17 protein-coding genes and 1 other annotated feature are annotated in these 18,264 nt (G+C 39.7%); of the genes, 14 read left to right on the forward strand and 3 right to left on the reverse strand.

What is annotated here, in order from left to right; all coding sequences use genetic code 11:
• The first annotated feature begins 27 nt into the window (after positions 1-27).
• Entirely contained in the window at positions 28-1,785 is a 1,758-nt protein-coding gene (locus CSV80_RS01380; RefSeq protein ID WP_099669281.1) for a GMC family oxidoreductase, read from the forward strand.
• Between the two features lie 84 nt (positions 1,786-1,869).
• On the opposite strand, the gene CSV80_RS01385 is transcribed toward CSV80_RS01380, so the two are convergent.
• On the reverse strand, positions 1,870-2,568 hold the full coding sequence (locus CSV80_RS01385; protein WP_099669282.1) for a pseudouridine synthase: 699 nt from the start codon (positions 2,566-2,568) through the stop codon (positions 1,870-1,872).
• Positions 2,569-2,809: 241 nt separating this feature from the next.
• On the opposite strand from CSV80_RS01385, the gene CSV80_RS01390 reads away from it, so the two are divergent.
• The 4 genes from CSV80_RS01390 (at position 2,810) to CSV80_RS01405 (ending at position 6,262) form a co-directional block, all read left to right on the forward strand.
• Positions 2,810-3,331 (forward strand): GNAT family N-acetyltransferase, encoded by a 522-nt coding sequence (locus CSV80_RS01390; RefSeq protein ID WP_099669283.1) that lies wholly within the window; start codon positions 2,810-2,812, stop codon positions 3,329-3,331.
• A 211-nt stretch (positions 3,332-3,542) separates the two neighbouring features.
• On the forward strand, positions 3,543-3,743 hold the full coding sequence (locus CSV80_RS01395; protein ID WP_029054604.1) for a cold-shock protein: 201 nt from the start codon (positions 3,543-3,545) through the stop codon (positions 3,741-3,743).
• Between the two features lie 105 nt (positions 3,744-3,848).
• Entirely contained in the window at positions 3,849-4,346 is a 498-nt protein-coding gene (locus CSV80_RS01400; RefSeq protein WP_099669284.1) for a peptide-methionine (S)-S-oxide reductase, read from the forward strand.
• A gap of 107 nt (positions 4,347-4,453) precedes the next feature.
• On the forward strand, positions 4,454-6,262 hold the full coding sequence (locus CSV80_RS01405; RefSeq protein ID WP_099669285.1) for a M3 family oligoendopeptidase: 1,809 nt from the start codon (positions 4,454-4,456) through the stop codon (positions 6,260-6,262).
• A 57-nt stretch (positions 6,263-6,319) separates the two neighbouring features.
• Here CSV80_RS01405 and brnQ read toward each other — a convergent pair whose 3' ends face one another.
• Together brnQ and CSV80_RS01415 are read right to left on the reverse strand one after the other, a co-directional pair.
• Complete coding sequence (gene brnQ / locus CSV80_RS01410; protein ID WP_099669286.1) at positions 6,320-7,621, reverse strand: branched-chain amino acid transport system II carrier protein; 1,302 nt, start codon at positions 7,619-7,621, stop codon at positions 6,320-6,322.
• Positions 7,622-7,869: 248 nt separating this feature from the next.
• Positions 7,870-8,121: a binding site (T-box leader), on the reverse strand.
• A gap of 448 nt (positions 8,122-8,569) precedes the next feature.
• The gene (locus tag CSV80_RS01415) at positions 8,570-9,130 is read right to left on the reverse strand and encodes a TetR/AcrR family transcriptional regulator (RefSeq protein ID WP_099669287.1); all 561 of its coding nucleotides are present in this window, start codon (positions 9,128-9,130) and stop codon (positions 8,570-8,572) included.
• A 264-nt stretch (positions 9,131-9,394) separates the two neighbouring features.
• On the opposite strand from CSV80_RS01415, the gene CSV80_RS01420 reads away from it, so the two are divergent.
• The 9 genes from CSV80_RS01420 to CSV80_RS01460 all read left to right on the forward strand — a co-directional run bounded on the left by CSV80_RS01420 (position 9,395) and on the right by CSV80_RS01460 (position 18,113).
• Positions 9,395-10,318, forward strand: a complete 924-nt coding sequence (locus CSV80_RS01420; protein WP_199083909.1) for a DsbA family protein — start codon at positions 9,395-9,397, stop codon at positions 10,316-10,318.
• 2 nt (positions 10,319-10,320) lie between these two features.
• On the forward strand, positions 10,321-10,626 hold the full coding sequence (locus CSV80_RS01425) for a monooxygenase (protein ID WP_099669289.1): 306 nt from the start codon (positions 10,321-10,323) through the stop codon (positions 10,624-10,626).
• A gap of 97 nt (positions 10,627-10,723) precedes the next feature.
• Complete coding sequence (locus CSV80_RS01430; RefSeq protein ID WP_099669290.1) at positions 10,724-11,461, forward strand: pirin family protein; 738 nt, start codon at positions 10,724-10,726, stop codon at positions 11,459-11,461.
• Between the two features lie 377 nt (positions 11,462-11,838).
• Positions 11,839-12,435, forward strand: a complete 597-nt coding sequence (locus CSV80_RS01435; protein ID WP_199083905.1) for an NADPH-dependent FMN reductase — start codon at positions 11,839-11,841, stop codon at positions 12,433-12,435.
• 152 nt (positions 12,436-12,587) lie between these two features.
• Positions 12,588-13,112 carry a YceI family protein gene (locus tag CSV80_RS01440; RefSeq protein WP_099669292.1) on the forward strand — a complete coding sequence of 175 codons (525 nt, stop codon included), beginning with the start codon at positions 12,588-12,590 and terminating at the stop codon, positions 13,110-13,112.
• Positions 13,113-13,685: 573 nt separating this feature from the next.
• On the forward strand, positions 13,686-14,039 hold the full coding sequence (locus CSV80_RS01445) for a hypothetical protein (RefSeq protein ID WP_099669293.1): 354 nt from the start codon (positions 13,686-13,688) through the stop codon (positions 14,037-14,039).
• Positions 14,040-14,206: 167 nt separating this feature from the next.
• Positions 14,207-15,076: a conserved phage C-terminal domain-containing protein gene (locus CSV80_RS01450; protein ID WP_099669294.1), complete on the forward strand. Its 870-nt coding sequence runs from the start codon at positions 14,207-14,209 to the stop codon at positions 15,074-15,076.
• A gap of 153 nt (positions 15,077-15,229) precedes the next feature.
• A complete protein-coding gene (locus tag CSV80_RS01455; RefSeq protein ID WP_099669295.1) occupies positions 15,230-16,693 on the forward strand; it encodes an MDR family MFS transporter in 1,464 nt (487 codons plus the stop codon).
• Positions 16,694-16,856: 163 nt separating this feature from the next.
• Positions 16,857-18,113 (forward strand): YeeE/YedE family protein, encoded by a 1,257-nt coding sequence (locus tag CSV80_RS01460; RefSeq protein ID WP_099669296.1) that lies wholly within the window; start codon positions 16,857-16,859, stop codon positions 18,111-18,113.
• Positions 18,114-18,264: the final 151 nt, after the last annotated feature.

Genomic DNA, 18,264 nt, shown 5'->3' on the forward strand with positions numbered 1-18,264 from the left:
ATTCAACATTTTCAGGAGGTAGAAGATATGGCTGAAGAACTAAAAAAAGTGGACGTTGTAATTGTGGGTACTGGCTGGGCTGGTGGAATTACTGCTGCTGAACTCTCTAAAAAAGGCTACAAAGTGGTGGCGCTTGAAAGAGGTAAAGAACAATCACGAAACGACTTTATTGGTGCGAAAGATGAATTAAAATACTCCATTCGTTACGACATGATGCAAGATTTATCTAAAGATACTGTGACGGCTAGAGGTAGTATGGAAGAAACAGCAAAGCCGGTCCGAAATAATAACTATGCACGATTTGGAAATGATACAGGGGGCGCTAGTGTCCACTGGAATGGCGTCAGCTTACGCTGGTTACCGTATGACTTTGAGATTCATAGTCAAACAGTTGAAAAATACGGCGCAAAAAAAATTCCGGAAAATTGTACGATTCAAGACTGGGGCATTACATACGATGAACTAGAACCGTATTATGATAAATTCGAAAAAACAGCTGGTGTATCAGGTGAAGAAAACCCTGTCGGACCTCCACGTTCGGATAAGTATCCAAATCCGCCTTTGAAAACGACGCCATCGATTGAGTTGTTTAAAAAAGCTTCGACAAATCTTGGATATCACCCGTATCGTTTGCCAGCCGCTAATATGTCTGAGACCTATACAAATCCAGACGGCGAAACGATCAATGCTTGTATGTACTGTGCGTTCTGTGAAGAGTATGGTTGTGATTTCGGCGCCAAAGGAGATCCAATCGTAACGGTATTGGAAACAGCGAGAAAGACAGGGAACTTTGAAATTCGTAATGAATCCACCGTAACAGAAGTCATTCATGATGGAACGAAAGCTATCGGGTTAAAGTATATTGATAATATTACAGGTACTGAATATATCCAGCCTGCAGATATTGTCGTTTTAGCTGGATTTGTCTTTACGAATAATAAATTATTATTAAAGTCTAAAATAGGTAAGCCGTATAATCCGGAAACACAAGAAGGCGTGATCGGGAAAAACTTTACAGGTCACTTTAGTAATATTAGTACCTACATAGGTGCACGTGGCTTCTTTGATAATGAAAAGTGGAATTTATCAATGGGTACAGGCGCTCTAGGTGCAAAAGTGGATGACTATGCAGGTGATAACGTAGATCATACGGACCTTGATTTCCTTCATGGTTATGAAATCCGCTACTACCATTTGGGGCAACGTCCGATTGATAATAACCACGTTCCAGAGGGCACGCCTGCATGGGGTAAGGAATATAAAGAGAAGAATTTGTTTTATCATAACCGTAGTTTAATCATTCGAGCGAAAACTGCTTTCCTGCCTAATCGCTATACGTACCTGGATTTGGATCCTACGTATAAAGATGAACTAGGCGATCCGCTAATTCGTGCGACTGTGCATTATGAAGAGCAAGACATTAAACGTGCACAACATGGCGTTGAAACGTGTAAAGAAATCATGACAGAAATGGGCGCGGATATTATTGACCTAGTCGACGTGCCGGACGACGTGAAGTTTGATAGTAAGTTTTATACAAACCACTTCCTTGGTGGTGCCATAATGGGTGAAGACCCTGCTACATCCGCTGTGAATAATTATTCGCAAATGTGGGATATGGACAACTTGTTTGTGCTTGGTGGATCTTCCTTCCCGCATAACAGTAACCATGATCCTACTGAAACAATCGGTGCGTTCGCTTACCGTGCTTCAGAAGGTATGATCGAGTACCTTGGCGGTGAGGGTGGCTTGTTAGTAGAAGCCAAACAAACGAGCAAAGCGTAATTTCACAACAGCACGTGTATGAATGATATTTTTGATTAAAATAGCCTAGCGTCGCAATTGCGATGCTAGGCTATTATTAACGAATTATAGTTTCAACTTCGCTATTTCTTCTTCAGTCAAGTAACGCCACTGTCCGCGTTCGAGTGTTCCGAGCTCAATATGCTTGATTCGAACCCTTTGCAAGTGCGTAACGGTATATTGAAACCGTCTGCACATTCTACGGATCTGTCGATTCAATCCTTGAGTTAATGTTATGCGAAACGTAAAGTCATCCAACTGCGTAACGGGACAAGGGTTAGTCGTCGTATAGCCTTTTGTTCTTGGATTATAAATAGCTACACCATTTGATAAATCTTGTATAAACGTCCTCGTGATTTTTTTATTGACGGTTACGACATATTCTTTTTCCTGCTGGTTTTCTTCTTTCATTAACTCATTTACAATAGTGCCATCATTGGTTAATAAAATGAGACCTTCCGTTTCTTTATCTAGGCGTCCAACGGGAAATATGCGTTCAGGATAGGATATAAAGTCGATAATATTACCGGCAATAGCAGGAGAGGCTGTACAAGTGATCCCACTCGGTTTATTAAGCATCATATAAATATCTTGTGCCGTGTGCGTGATGGTCTGACCGTCTACTTCGACGTGATCATCCTCTTCAACAAAATAAACATGTGAGGCAATCTCACCGTTTACTAGAACCTTCTCTGCCGTAATATAGCGCTCCGCTTGTCTTCTGGAACAAAATCCCGAAGAACTAATATATTGATTCAACCTCAACGTGTCCGCTCCTTGTCTATCTAGGTGTTTCTTTTATTATAACATGTTTGCTACTTCGCATAATGACTTCATGTGGGCTTCTTATAGAAGGGAATCAACTCGCGGCTTCAATTTATGAGGTGGTTCATATTCTTTACAGTATGTAGAAAACATGTGGTTATATTATAATAGTAGTGTGCAAAGCTTACTGGTTAAGAAAAGTCATTATATTGCAAAACGTAGAAATGAGGAGTTGCTGTCAATGAATGTTGAAATCATACCATTAACCGAACCAACATCCATGCTTGTAAATACGCTCAATCGGTGGGGCAACGATATGAATTTAAAATCATTGTCTCAACCTAATCCAAGTAGAGCGGAATTGGAACGAGAAAGCATTTTGACTATAGAAGATATATGCCATCGTTTAAAATACCAACATGTATACCTGATTTATTTGGAAAACCGATTAATAGGTGAAATGAGTTATACCGTTGACCCTGAACATCTGTTTCACAAGAAGTCGGAAACAGCATGGATCAGTATTTTGATTGGTGAACCTGAATGTCGCGGAAAAGGGATTGGTGTAATGGCTTTGGAGTACTTGGAAGAGCAAGTGAGAAAGCATGGTCTCGAGCGAATCGAGCTAGGCGTATTTGTGTTTAATGAGCCTGCGTTGAAGCTGTATAAGAAATTAGGATATCAAGAAATAGGACGCATAGAAAACTTCACATATTATGAAGGAAACATGTGGGCTGATATCCGTATGGAGAAGTGTTTTTAATCTTTGATGGATGTTCTTCTTGGTCTTTAATTTATGTAAAAATATTTGAGTTGCTTTTTTATTTAATCTCTGTTATATTTAAAGAGTATTATCTTTGTTCTTTTTCAGATCGAGAATATATTTCCAGTAAATATATTTTGTTTTTCGTCTAAAGTTTTGAGCAAGTATAGTAACTTATTGTGTGGACAACCACACTAGGAGGCAATTAATTATGGAACAAGGTACAGTAAAATGGTTTAACGCAGAAAAAGGTTTTGGCTTCATCGAACGTGAAGCAGGGGAAGACGTATTCGTACACTTCTCAGCAATTCAAGGCGAAGGTTTCAAATCTTTAGACGAAGGTCAAAGTGTAACATTTGAAATCGAACAAGGACAACGTGGCCTACAAGCTACAAACGTTCAAAAAGCTTAATAACAGCTTGAAAGAGACCCTACTTGTAGGGTCTTTTTTTATTTGTTAAAATTTATTTATAAATATTCATCATGTCGATTATTCACACACGAGAGGAGTGTCAATATGGAAGTAGTATATATTGCCGGTGGCTGTTTGTGGGGAGTACAGGCTTTTATAAAAACTTTACCTGGCGTGACGTGTACGGAAGCTGGGAGGGCAAATGGATCGGGCTGTACACTGGAAGGCGATTATGATGGGTACGCTGAATGTGTAAAAACAGAATTTGATCCTACAGTTGTAACAATCAAGAGATTAATGGAGTATTTATTTGAAATCATTGATCCATATAGTTTGAATAAACAAGGGGCAGACATTGGCGAGAAGTACAGAACAGGTATCTATAGTGAAAATCCTGAACACTTGAAAGAAGCGAAAGCGTTTCTTAAGGACAGAAGTGATGCTGACCGTATAGTGGTAGAAGTATTACCCCTAACAAACTATGTGAGAAGTGCAGACGAACATCAAGACAGATTAGCTACATGTCCAACTGATTATTGCCATATACCTGATAGATTATTAAATAAGTATACTAATGAAGGATACCGACTTGAAACAAACTGAATGAAAACACTGTATGACGAGTTGGTTTATAATGGACTCAGTTAACAAAACTTTCTTATTTGAGTAACAAAGTTTACAGTAGAGAGATCAAAGGAGAGTGACATACAGTGAAATATAGTAACACGTGGGATTTAGAAAGTATTTTTGCCGGTGGAACTAATTCTGAGGAAGTACAAACAAAACTTTTGGCTGTCAAAGAAAATATTGCCCTTTATGCAGATGAGTTAAACGCGTGGAACAGTGACCGAGCAAACAATGCTTCTACTTTGCAAGCACTATTAAAAAAGCAAGAAGTCATCGGTAAAAGTCTGGGCCAAGTAGGAACATTTATCAATATGTGGCGTGACGCCTTTATGGATGATCCATATGCAAGCGTTGTCAAAGGCCAAGTAATGGAACTAAGCAGTGAAATCCAGCAACTATCTACAATCTTTACTAAAAAATTAGTAGCAATCTCGGATGAACACTGGGATACACTTCTTACAGACGATACGTTACACGTAATTAGTTTCTCGTTAAATGAAATACGTGAAGAAGGTAAACGTTTATTATCAGAAGCAGAAGAAAAGCTCATTGCTAAATTAAATAAAGATGGTCTCGCTGCATGGAGTGATCTATACAATACAGTAGGCTCGACTATGACCGTTCCCTTTACAGATCAAGACGGGAAAACAACAGAATTATCTATTGGGCAAGCTATGAACAAAATGTACGCAGATCCTGATGTAGAAGTGCGTGCAGCGCTTTTTGAGAACTGGGAAAAGACATGGTCGACAAACGGACCAATTTTTGCAGACATCTTGAATCATTTAGCGGGGTATCGTTTAACGTTACAAGAAGCTCACGGAAGAGAGGGCCATTTAGAAGAGCCCCTTGAATATAACCGGATGTCTGAAGATACGCTTACTGCGATGTGGTCCGCAGTGGACGCGCAGAAGCAAACATTTATTAATTATTTAGGAAGAAAAGCAGATTTGTTTGGCATGGATCAACTCGGTTGGCAAGACGTGGCGGCTCCAGTTGCGGTGGGAGAAACGGAGCCAACACGCTTCACATACGACGAGGCTTGTGATTTTATTATTGATAACTTCGCTTCATTTGGTCCGAAACTGACTGGATTTACGAAACATGCACTAGAAAATCGCTGGGTTGAAGCGGAAGATCGTGCAAACAAACGTCCAGGTGGTTATTGCACAAGCTTGCCTGAACTTGAAGAGTCACGTATTTTCATGACGTTCACGGGTTCACCAAGTGATACGAGTACATTAGCACATGAATTAGGCCATGCATTTCATAGTCACGTAATGAAAGATTTACCGACACTGAACCGTAGTTATGCGATGAACGTCGCAGAAACAGCGAGTACGTTTGCTGAAACGATTATTGCGGATGCGACGGTGAAAAATGCTGCATCGGATGAAGAAAAAATCTCTCTTTTAGCCAATAAATTAGAAGGCGCGACAGCGATGTTTTTAAATATCCGCGCCCGCTTCTTATTTGAGGACCGCTTTTATACTGAACGTGCAAAAGGCATTGTATCAGAAAATCGCTTGAATGAATTAATGGTAGAAGCACAAAAAGAAGCATTTGGTACTAGTTTATCTTCTTATCATCCGCATTTCTGGGCAGCTAAGTTGCACTTCTTTATCGATAGCGTGCCGTTTTATAACTTCCCGTACACATTTGGGTACTTGTTCAGCCTAGGGATCTACGCAGAATACTTGAAACAGCCTGAAGGGTTTGAAGAGAAGTATATTGCGCTATTGCGTGATACAGGATCGATGAAAGTAGAAGACCTAGCGAAGAAACATCTAAACGTAGATATTACGAAAGAAGATTTTTGGGCAGCCGGCATTGCGCTAGTTGCTAAAGACGTAGAAGAGTTTATTGGATTGACGAATACAGTACAGAAGTAACCCTGAAGACAAAAAATCCCGCTCCTTTTATAAAAGAAGCGGGATTTTCTATTTGTTTTACTTATTTCCTTGCCGGCTGAACTTATCGATTATGTAACCAGCCAATGCTGCGACGAACGCTGGTAAAGCCCAGCCAAGTCCGTATTCGAAAAACGGGATAATTTTTAACCACTCGGTAACCCGATCCGGACTGTACCCTGTGCTAGTCAATACTTCGTATAACGCAAAAATGGATGTAATACATATGGAAAGCCGATACATCATCTTTCCGCCACCTGCAACATGTTGGAATAAAGACAAAATGATTAACACAATAGAGATCGGATAAATAAATACTAATAAAGGGATTGCCAATGCTAATATAGCATTCAATCCTAAATTAGATACTAACAAGGCGAATAATACAAAAATAGCGACATATGCCTGGTAACTGATCTTCGGATATATTTCATTAAAGAATCTTGAACAGGCATTAATTAGACCGACACAAGTCGTTAAACATGCCAGCATGACGATGACTCCGAAAAGAAGTCCACCACCGCTTGGGAACAACATGCGGGCTGCTTCAGTTAATACTTCAGCGCCATTTCCAAGAGCTTGTTCTTTTGGAATCACCTTGCCAATCCATCCTAGTGAGAAATAGACAGTGGCCAATCCGATGCTAGCTATGATGCCGGCACCAAACGTGCCTTTAACAAGTTCCGACTTCGACTTCGAACCTTTATCTCTTAAAGCGTTGATTACGACAATTCCAAACGCCAGCGCAGCGACAGCATCCATCGTGAAATAGCCTTCCAAGAACCCGTTAACAAATGGAGCTGACGCATAATCTTCTTTCGGAGCAAAGGATATATTATCAAATTTGATAAACGCTTGGACGACTAGCATTCCTAAAACCAACAATAGAATAGGTGTTAAAAATTGGCCGATACGATCCACGATTTTTTTAGGGTTTAAACTGATGTAGTATGTTAAGGCGAAAAATAGTATAGAGAATACAAGCAAAGGGAAATTGCCGTCCACTTGAACTATTTGTTTGAACCCTAACTCATATGCAACATTTGAAGCTCTTGGTATGCCGTAAAAAGCACCGATAGACATATAGATGATAATCGCGAAAACTATTCCAAACACTTTATGTACCCGGCTACCCATCGATAATAGACCGTTATCAGACAAGGCGATCGCCATGACTGCCATAAACGGTAGTAGAACGCCTGTGATGAGGAAGCCAGCAATTGCGGGGGCAAAGTTCGTTCCTGATTCTAACCCGAGAAATGGGGGGAAGATGAGATTTCCAGCTCCGAAAAATAAAGAGAAGAGCATGAATCCTGTGAATAGTATGTGTTTTTTACTCATTAGAGTACCTCCTGATGTTTATCTGTTTAGAACAAAAATGAACGTATATAATATTGAAATATAGTGTAATTGTAATATAGAATATTGAGAATTTGCAAAATATAGTGTTAATTATGTCGGTTATTTCACCAACACAGTTGATTTCGACATATACATTTCACTGCACAAGATGATTCCTATCAACCTGGCGCGGTGTGCATCGTCAATCTTCTCTTCTTTATTTTTGCGCATAAAAAACTCGCCCCCTAAATAGGGACGAGTTTTACTCGCATACCACCTATGTTTCAAAAAAACTTCGTAAAACGATGAAAAATCTGACTCTAAGTCATCGTACGATTAAACGTGTTCCATGTAACGTTGGAAATCCGGCAAAATTTACTATTTTCAACTTTGCATCTAAGAGATGATATTCGGATATGATCTGTTCATCGACTTTCACCAAACGCCGACTCTCTGGGGAACAAGTTTCCTATCGTACTTTTTCTCGTCACTGAATATTATATACTACAATATAATTTAACAGACAACTATTAGAAAGGTCAATACCTTTTAATATATTCAGAATATTAACACGGGATTATTTGCTTGAATAGGAGGAAAATTCAACCAAAAGTGGAAGGTTTAGAGTTTTTCTATCGTAGTACCGAGAATAGGTTTAATAAATCGCCAATTTCTAGGGCTTTTTGCTAGTTAATACTTTTCCTTGCTATCTATTAAGTAACGCTTTGACTAGCGTGGGGAAACTCAAAATGACCTCTACGTTCATTACATTTAGCATCGCTTGCAGGTAGCGCTGCAATGATTATAGCTCATTTGGCGGAAGGTTCCCTAAAAAATGATAATTGAGGGTAGCAGCAATATGCAGAGAATGACTAAGACAGCACGAAACCCTGTATATAATCCATTCATATATTTTCATATCTCGTCTATTATGTACATGTTACATGTTTATACACCGTTATCCCTTGGCAATAAATGAGGGATGGCTAATTGAATAAATTCTTCCGGTGTAATTTCGTTACTCTTTCTTTTCCATTCTACAGAAGCGCCGTAAATTCCCCAGCTTAATATAACAGCGGTAATTTTCAACCCTTCATCTTCTTCCGTGTGATGTGGTTTTAACAGCATTTTATAAAAAATGATTTCGAGCTGTTCTCTAATATTCCGTGCAATCGTATCCTCATACCCTCTGTGACAACGATTCGATAATGATTGTTGGAAGTTCGTGATCGCTACAAATATACTTGTGATGACTTCTTCATTTAATTCGTTGTGTTGGTAATTACTGCAATCCAAATTTACTAATAATACTTCCGATAATACCTTTTCCAATAAGTCATATATATCTTCAAAGTGGTAATAGAACGTGGCACGATTAATCATCGCTTCAGCTGCAATATCTGTAATGGTAATATCTTTAAATTCTTTTTTACCCGACAGTTCCATAAAAGAATCCATGATTAATTTACGGGTCCGTTGAATTCGTGGGTCCGTCTTTGGTTGATTCATGTTGATTTCCCTCCTACTTTTCCAACAATTTCATCAATGTGTTGCATAACCGACAAAATCAAGTTTCTATTGGTGTCGATAATTTTCATTATGTTATAGAATGTAGTTGTAATCAAATGATTAACCCGTGAAGTAATGAATACTTCCTACAATTTGAATACACAGTAGGAGTAAACACGATCAGTAACTTAATTCAAACGGACGAAAGTGATCGATACGTATTTTATAGAAAAGAGGAACAAATCATTGAAAAACAACAAGAATATGATATGTGATATAGAAACAGGTGTATGTGGAGAAGCTGGAAATGAGGAGATGGAAATCATCGACTTTAATCAGCCGGCAAAAGAGATTAATCTTTATTATGTGACGGATCCTATTTGTTCTCATTGTTGGGCGATTGAACCTGAGCTCCGTCGTTTTGTAGAGCAGTATGGTAGTTATTTCAACATTCATACGGTTATGGGCGGTTTGTTAGAAAAATGGCATGACCGGCCGATTGATCCCGCCAACGGAATTTATAAGCCAGCTGACGTCGCCGGTCACTGGAGAGAAGTCGGAGAACATTCAAGAATGCCGATTGATGGTAGTGTAATGATTGATCATCCCGTTCAATCTTCGTATCCACCATCTCGTGTATGTAAAATCATTCAAAAAAACCATAGTGACGCACTAGCATCTGCTTATTTACGTCGTACTAGAGAAGAACTTTTCGTATTCAATCAAAATATTTCGGAGCGTTCTGTAATGGTGGAAATCGTCAATACATTAGGCCTTGATGGGGAAGCGATTGTCAATGAAGCTGAACAACCAATCGGACAACAATTATTGAATGAAGATTTTGCTCTAGCTAGAAGTTTAGGTGCTAGAGGTTTCCCAAGTATTATAATGATTAATGCGGAAAATAAGGGCGTAAAAATTGTAGGTGGCCGTCCACTTGAATCATACGTTGACGGATTAAAAAAAGTGCTAGACGTGGAAGTACTTCAGCCGAAGCAACAACCAGCACTTTCTAGCTTACTTGAAAAAGAGAGACTGCTTTTTTCAAAAGAAATTGAAGTCATGTACGGTGTTGAACAATCCGATATACCTTCTTATGTAGAAAAAGAACTACCATCAAATCGTTATCAAGCAAAAGAAATGCTAGGAGAAATCTATTTCACAACTACTGAATCAAAAGGAGAATGATCATGACATACGTATTACAAGTCGATTTTAAGATGAATGGGCCATTTGGAGAAGAAATGGCAGAGGGATTTGCTGACTTAGCGAAAAGTATCAATGAGGAAGAGGGATTCATTTGGAAAATATGGACAGAAGATCCTGAAGCAAATGAAGCCGGTGGAATTTACAATTTTGAAACAAAGGAATCAGCTGAAAAATATGTAGAGATGCACACAAAGAGATTAGCTAGCTTTGGCATTACTGACATTAACGCGAAAATCTTTGCTGTCAATTCTACACTTACTGCGATTAATAAAGGACCTGTAAAATAAAAATTGAAGTATTTGTACAAACACTTACAACAATATAAAATCGACTTCCTTTAGGATAGTCGATTTTATTATATACGGTGAAAAGAGGGAGTTACTAGTGTTACAAAAACTTACAGCAGGAAATCATGCAGTGCCGTTTAGAGGGCCATTCTCCATTACACGCGTTCAACCGGGTGATATTCTTGGAGATGAAACGACAGACACTGCATTTGGACCGTTAGCTATCATTGATCATGCGGTAATGAAAAAAGGTTTAACGATTAACATGCATCAGCATAAAAATGATGAAATTTTAAGCTATATTAGCACAGGCGTCATGCATCATCGAGATTCGGCGGGTTTTGAAGCGCCTATTGCACGAGGGAAATTAATGATGATGAATGCAGGTGCTGGCTTTTGGCATGAAGAAAAAGTGAAAGAAGATGAGGTCGAAATGTTGCAAATCTTCATCCGACCGAATGAAACGGATCTCTCACCAGAAATTCAATTTCATAATAAGCCGGTAGACAATGAGGATTGGTATGTCATGGTAGGTCCTCAAGGAAGCGAAGCGCCTCTTTATGTACAACAACATGTCTACATACTAGACGCGCATCCTAGAGCGGGTGAAGTGGTAGACGTCCCAGCCTATACAGGTCTCACTCCTTTTCTATACGTCATGAACGGGGAGATTACGATGCAGCATCTCACAATCGGCAAACAAGAAGCGGTAACCGATGTAGTCAATCCACTCCCATCGTTTATTGCGAATGAAGACTCTACTATTGTACTGTTCTTTGTTGATCTGAATGCACCCATGTCTATGGATGGAACTATTAGTGGTTGGAAGAACTAGCCGACGGATTCATTAACATAATTTAAAGTGTTGACATATGAAATGGACCCATGGTATATTTATATCGAATTCGAGATAAATTAATTAATTGCAAATGTAGTCGGATTTCCAATTCACGCAATCTCATTTTTTTTGAGTAAAATTACCTCGAATTAATAATATGCTAATTCAGTCTAATGATAGAGGGGAGTATTTCGAATAAATTAAAAGCAATTTATTACGTAACAGCTATATCTAGCTAAGGTAAAGAATATTTAATTTTTTACCTATATATTAGAAATGCATTTCGTGAAAAAATGGTTTCATTGAAAGGAACAAAATAATAGCAGCAGTGAAACTAATCGATAAAGAGTAATTGCCGGGAGTTGAAATGTTGAATGAGCTTTTTTAGTAAATTATTTGGAACAAAACAAGAGGAGGACATTATTATGACAAAATCAAACATCGGTATTATTTTAGGATCAACACGTGAGGGACGCGTTAGTCCACAAGTGGGAGCATGGGTAAAGAAATTGGCAGATCAACGTGGAGACGCACATTACACGATTATCGATATCGCTGATTATAAATTACCATTTTTAGGTGAAGCGGGTGGCGATGCATCAGGCGCAGCAGCTTGGTCAGAAATCATCGCAAAACAAGACGGATTCGTATTCATCGTTCAAGAATACAATCACTCCATTTCAGCTGCACTTAAAAATGCATTAGATTACCTTCGTGTAGAGTGGAACGACAAAGCAGCAGGTATCGTTTCATACGGTTCGGTAGGCGGAGCTCGTGCTGCAGAACATTTACGTGGTATTTTGAGTGAATTATCCGTGGCACATGTTCGTGTTCACCCTGCATTATCATTATTTACAGACTTTGAAAACGGCACAGAACTCAAACCAGCTAATGTGCAAGCTGCTTCAGTCAATCAAATGTTAGACCAAGTCATCCCATGGACAACGGCATTAAATACAATTCGTAAATAATGCAAAAGTATAAAAATCTCTAAATGGTTCATAGGAATTGAGCTATGAACTAAGTAATTATGATTTCAGATACAACTAAGTAAAATATATTGAGTAAGAGATAATCATACTATGTGATCATCTTAACACTTACAAAAAGGGGAGAGTTTTAAATGACAAAATGGAATGTAGATGCAGTGCACACGAACGTAGGATTTTCGGTTAGACATATGATGGTGTCAAATGTAAGAGGTAGCTTCACTGGACTTGAAGGGTCAGTTACTGGAGATCTAGACAATTTAACAGATGCAAAAATTCACTTTACGATTGATGTGAACACCATTAATACAAATAATGAAGATCGTGATAACCACCTTCGTTCAGCTGATTTCTTTAATGTAGAACAGTATCCGAATATTACATTTGATTCGACTGAAATTGTTAAAACAGGAGAAGACGAATATGATGTAACAGGGGATCTGACAGTTAAAGATGTTACGAAGAAAACTACGTTTAACGTAACGCGTACGGGAGCAGGAAAAAACCCTTGGGGTGTAGATGTAGTTGGTTTTGAAACAGCAATAAAAATTTCTAGAAAAGAATATGGTTTGACTTGGAGCCAAACACTAGAAACAGGTGGCGTATTAGTAGGCGATGATATTAAAATCACAGTGGAACTTCAAGTAAATCCAGCATAATGAATTTGCAGTTGTTGAGTTTATTTACAGAAAAGGCGATCAACCGATACAGAAAATGGTGAGAACGTGTTAATTGCCAATAGATGCATTACATCCGTGGTAGATTAGTTAGAAAAGAAAAACGTGTTAAGAAGATAACCGCGTCCGAAAAATCGTCAGATTATATATGCTACAATAAAATTTGTAGTTTTGTCCTTTGATATCTCGAATTCATAATAAATGGTTTGGTGCTAAGTGTATATTGTTTCGACTGGAGCGCTAAAGTTTTGGGAATAACGGGTAGACCATGTAATATAGACTAAACGATTGGGTGGCTTCAGAGAATGGTTATTGCGTAAATTACAACACATCTACTGATCTTTTCCCGATGTATAAACTAAAAGAAGCTAGTGATTAGAGTTTAAATGTTCGTTACATTTTTAACAAACGACATTTTCATTCTGAACTAGCTTCTTTTAGTGCGTATCTTTAAAAAATTTTAAAAAGGTGTATCCTTATTCAAAAAGCTCTCTATATAGCTAGTGAAGAGGCAAATAGCTGTCGCTTACAACAAGTTAGTAGGGGGAAACCATAATGCAAATGAACCATGAAGAATTTCTGCAATTTCATCCACACACAGCAGCGAAGATCGGACTCAATGAATCGATGTTCCTGCAACAAATCCATGAGCTGTCTTTCGGTCCGACTGATACGGAAGAAGGAACACAATGGGTGAGCCGGTCGTATAAGGAGTGGTATGCCGGGATGAGTTTCTGGTCAATGGCTACGATTATCCGCGCGATACGAAAACTGGAGAAATCCGGCTACATTCGTTCAAAGCGACAGAACTTTGGGGAAAAGATGTATCTCGTAAATTATGAAGTATGCGAGTCGAATGCGATACATCTGCTACAACCAGCGAGTGAAGAAGTATTGAACATCAATTAACGACTAATACCGAAGAGTGGAGGCCTAGCGCATCCGCTCTTTTGTCGTGTGCATTTTTAACTTGAAAAAATAGTTTCAAAACTAGTATCCTTATGCAAAAAGCCTTCTATATAGTAAGTGAAGTGGTGGATTGCTATCACTTACATACATTCTAGGAGGAATTCAGTATGAAGTTATTAATCAATGAACAGCCATTACAATTACTACCGTCACTTGTACATTTAGTCGGATTAAATGAGGCATTATTTCTGCAACAACTGCATTTCCGTTCACTCATTTCCCAAAATAAGCGCGACGGTCATCTGTGGGTGTATAAAACGTATGATCAATGGCTAGAGGAATTTTCATTCTTGTCACGTATGACGATCAAACGCACGATCTATAATTTGGAAAAACAAGGCTACCTCATTTCGACTTCAGAATACAATAAGATGAAAATCGATAAGACGAAATGGTATCGGATTGATTACTCCAAACTACCCGCTTTTTCTATTCAAAATGATACGTCGGTTGAAGAAGTGGTGCCGGCAAATAGTGAACTGGAAATAGATCATGCGACGTTTCAATCTGATACAACGGACGTTTCACTTCGAAACGCTGTGTCGTACCAAAGTGAAACGAAGGACTGTACCAATGTGGTACGGCCTATAACCAAAGAACTTAAAGAACTTAGAAAAATAAAGAATAAAGAGCTTGTCGAGAAGCCTCTCGACGTTACGCATTTCGTCATTGCTTATTTGAATGAGAAAACCGGTAAGCAATTTAAAGCTGCATCTGCAGCTACTAAGAAATTTATTAACGCAAGAGTGAAAGAGGGCTATACACAACAGGATTTCGTACAGGTTATTGATCTCAAAGTGTCACAGTGGAATAACAATCCCGAATACCGAGCATACTTACGCCCTTCGACGTTATTCAACCCGACGAACTTTGAAAACTATTTGAATGAACAACCGGCAGTTCCTGTACAAGCTACGCAAAGACGCGTGCCTCAGTCACCTGTATTGGATTTTAGCCAAGGGGAAAATTTAGGCTAGACCGCCTGCGTAAACGAGAAACTATAACGTTAAAAAAAGATTGTCATTTTGGATCTCGAAAGATTGACACGTCGCCTATAAAAAAGCATGATTAGAGTAAATGTACGGTAATTATATTGCCGAATACACGTGATCAACGAAAGAGGTTTTGAGATGGAAGAACAGAAATATGAATACTTGGCGGATAACCCAAATAGTAAAGTAATGCCCATTATGTTGGCTCTCATCATCGGTGCATTTTTCGCCATTTTGAATGAAACACTATTGAACATCGCACTGATCACACTGATGGATCAGTTTTCCATCACGTTACCGACGGTGCAATGGATGGCAACAGGCTTCATGCTTGTCATGGCAGTCGTCATCCCAATCTCGGCTTTACTTTTACAATGGTTCACGACGAGGCAATTATTCCTCGGTACGATGACCGTATTCACGATTGGAACGATCGTAGCTGCGAGTGCTCCGACGTTTCCTATTCTATTAACGGGTCGACTAATACAGGCTGTTGGAACAGGGTTACTGATGCCGATCATCTTCAACGTATTCTTACTCATTTATCCACCGCATAGACGCGGTAAGGTTATGGGCATCATCGGACTCGTCATTATGTTCGCACCAGCGATTGGTCCCACGTTATCAGGTGTGATCGTGGAATATCTTGGGTGGCGTTATTTATTTATCCTCGTCATTCCATTCGCATTATTTTCTATCGGATTCGGTTATAAATACTTGATCAATATTACGGAAGTTACAAAACCTAAAATTGATTATATTTCATTGGTCTATTCATCAATTGGTTTCGGATCACTCGTTTATGGATTCAGTTCAGTCGGTGAAAGTGCAGATGGATTTGCGAATCCTCGCGTCTTGCTGTTGATTGGTGTCGGTGTAATCGGAATTGCGCTCTTTGCTATAAGGCAACTAAAGTTGAAGGAGCCGGTCATGGATATGCGCGTGTTCCGTTACCCAATGTTCACACACGCGGTCTTCCTGTTCCTGATCATTATTATGGCGATGTTCGCTTCTGAAATCATCTTGCCTATCTATATGCAAGGACCACTGGCACTTAGCGCAGCGACAGCAGGTTTAATCCTACTGCCAGGCAGTATCTTGAATGGTATTATGTCTCCATTCATGGGGTCATTATTCGATAAATTTGGTCCACGTGTACTGATGATTCCAGCCACAATCGTTCTTAGTGGAACGATGTTCATGATGAGTCGATTGACGCTCGATACACCGATTTGGGTTGTTGTCACGAGTTATATTTTGCTTATGCTCAGTGTCTCTGCGATTATGATGCCAGCCGAGACGAATGGACTGAATCAATTACCTAAGCGGTTATACCCGCATGGCACGGCAGTGATGTCGACGCTACAACCTGTTGCTGGAGCTATCGGCGTGTCGGTATTTATTAGTATAATGAACGCGAGACAATTGCACTTCCTAAAGAAGTCTACGACGCCTGAAGACGCGCTTACTGCTGATTTGGCTCTCGTTGCAGGTGTGGAGCTTGTGTACTTTATCGCGTTTGCCATGTCGCTTGTGGCGGTTGTGCTGTCGTTTATTGTGTACCGTGCGACTCCACGGGAAGATGTGGAAGGAATCAAATAAATGAAGAATCCTCAATCCTTACAAAAGGGTTGAGGTTTTTTTATGTGGTTTACTGCAAATCTATGTAAAAATCGCTATAAGCTCAACAAGTTGACTTTAAAAACATATAATACTAATATGAATTAGTATACCTAGTAAATTAATAGGAAAAGGGTGTTATGCAATGACTACGATAAGAGTACAACCGGTAAATGACGTAAAAGGACCGGTTGAACGAGAAGATCTTTTATTAAATTCTCCGCAAAAACTATTGATTGCGGGTGGCGTACTTGTGGCAGTAGTGTTATTCGCTTATTTACTAGCCACTCAGCATATTTCTCAATCGATGCTTCTCGGCATTGGGTTATTACTTGGCTTCACTCTCTTCCATGCGCGCTTTGGCTTTACATCCGCATTCCGGCGCATGGCGTCAGTCGGAAACGGCCAAGCGATGCGATCGCATATGCTTATGTTGGCAATAGCGGTGACGTTATTCGCTCCCATTTTAGCTTATGGCACTACATTTTTTGGCGGCCCGGTAGCCGGCTATGTTTCGCCTGTAGGTGTTAGCCTCATCGTAGGTGCCTTTGTCTTTGGAATCGGCATGCAGCTCGGCGGTGGCTGTGCTTCCGGTACTCTGTATGCTATAGGTGGCGGACGTACTGTTATGTTCGTAACTCTAGCATTCTTCATTGTCGGCGCTACAGTTGGCGCGTACCACTTACCATTCTGGACGGAAGAAATGCCCGCATTTGCTCCAATTTCATTGGCTACTTCTACTGGTTTAGGCTATGGTGGCGCTTGGCTTGTATCAATTGCGCTATTTGGATTCATTGCCTGGATTACGTTAATTATCGAGAAAAAGAAAAAAGCGCCGAAAATGGCGGCACTTCCTACTGAGAGAGGATGGAAACGAATTTTCCGTGGATCTTGGCCTTTGTTTGCAGCTGCAATTGTATTAGCAGTGTTGAACGCATTAACATTACTTACGCGTGGTACGCCTTGGGGCATTACTTCTGCTTTCGCGTTATGGGGTTCCAAAATAGCTTCTGTAATGGGCTTTGATGTAGCGAGTTGGGGGTATTGGCAAGGGGCCAACGCATCCGCGCTAGAAGCATCCATTTTCACTGATTCCACTACGGTATTGAACCTTGGGGTTATAATCGGAGCATTCGTCGCTTCAGCAGCTGGCGGTTTATTCAAATTTACACGAGTGACTGTTGGTAATTTCGCAGCTTCTGTCATAGGTGGTTTGATGATGGGCTATGGCGCACGTCTTGCATTTGGCTGTAATATCGGTGCCTACTTCGGCGGCATTGCATCATTTAGTTTACACGGATATATTTGGGGAATTCTCGCACTTGCTGGAACGTTCTTGGCCTTATATCTCCGGCCTTTGTTTGGACTTACGGTACCGAAATCCAATGATTCAATATGCTAATGAAAATGAAACAATGAAATTCACAAAAGAGGTTGGGACAGAACAGAAAAAACGTAAGGGGAATGAGTCCTTTACGCTTTTTTCTGTTCTTATCAGTAAATATTTTTTAGAGTATCAGAGTGTACCGGAACGGAGAAAGGCCGACTCCTGA

Origin of the sequence: Sporosarcina sp. P12(2017) (assembly GCF_002743035.1) — a bacterium.
GTDB classification, from domain to species: Bacteria; Bacillota; Bacilli; order Bacillales_A; family Planococcaceae; genus Sporosarcina; species Sporosarcina ureae.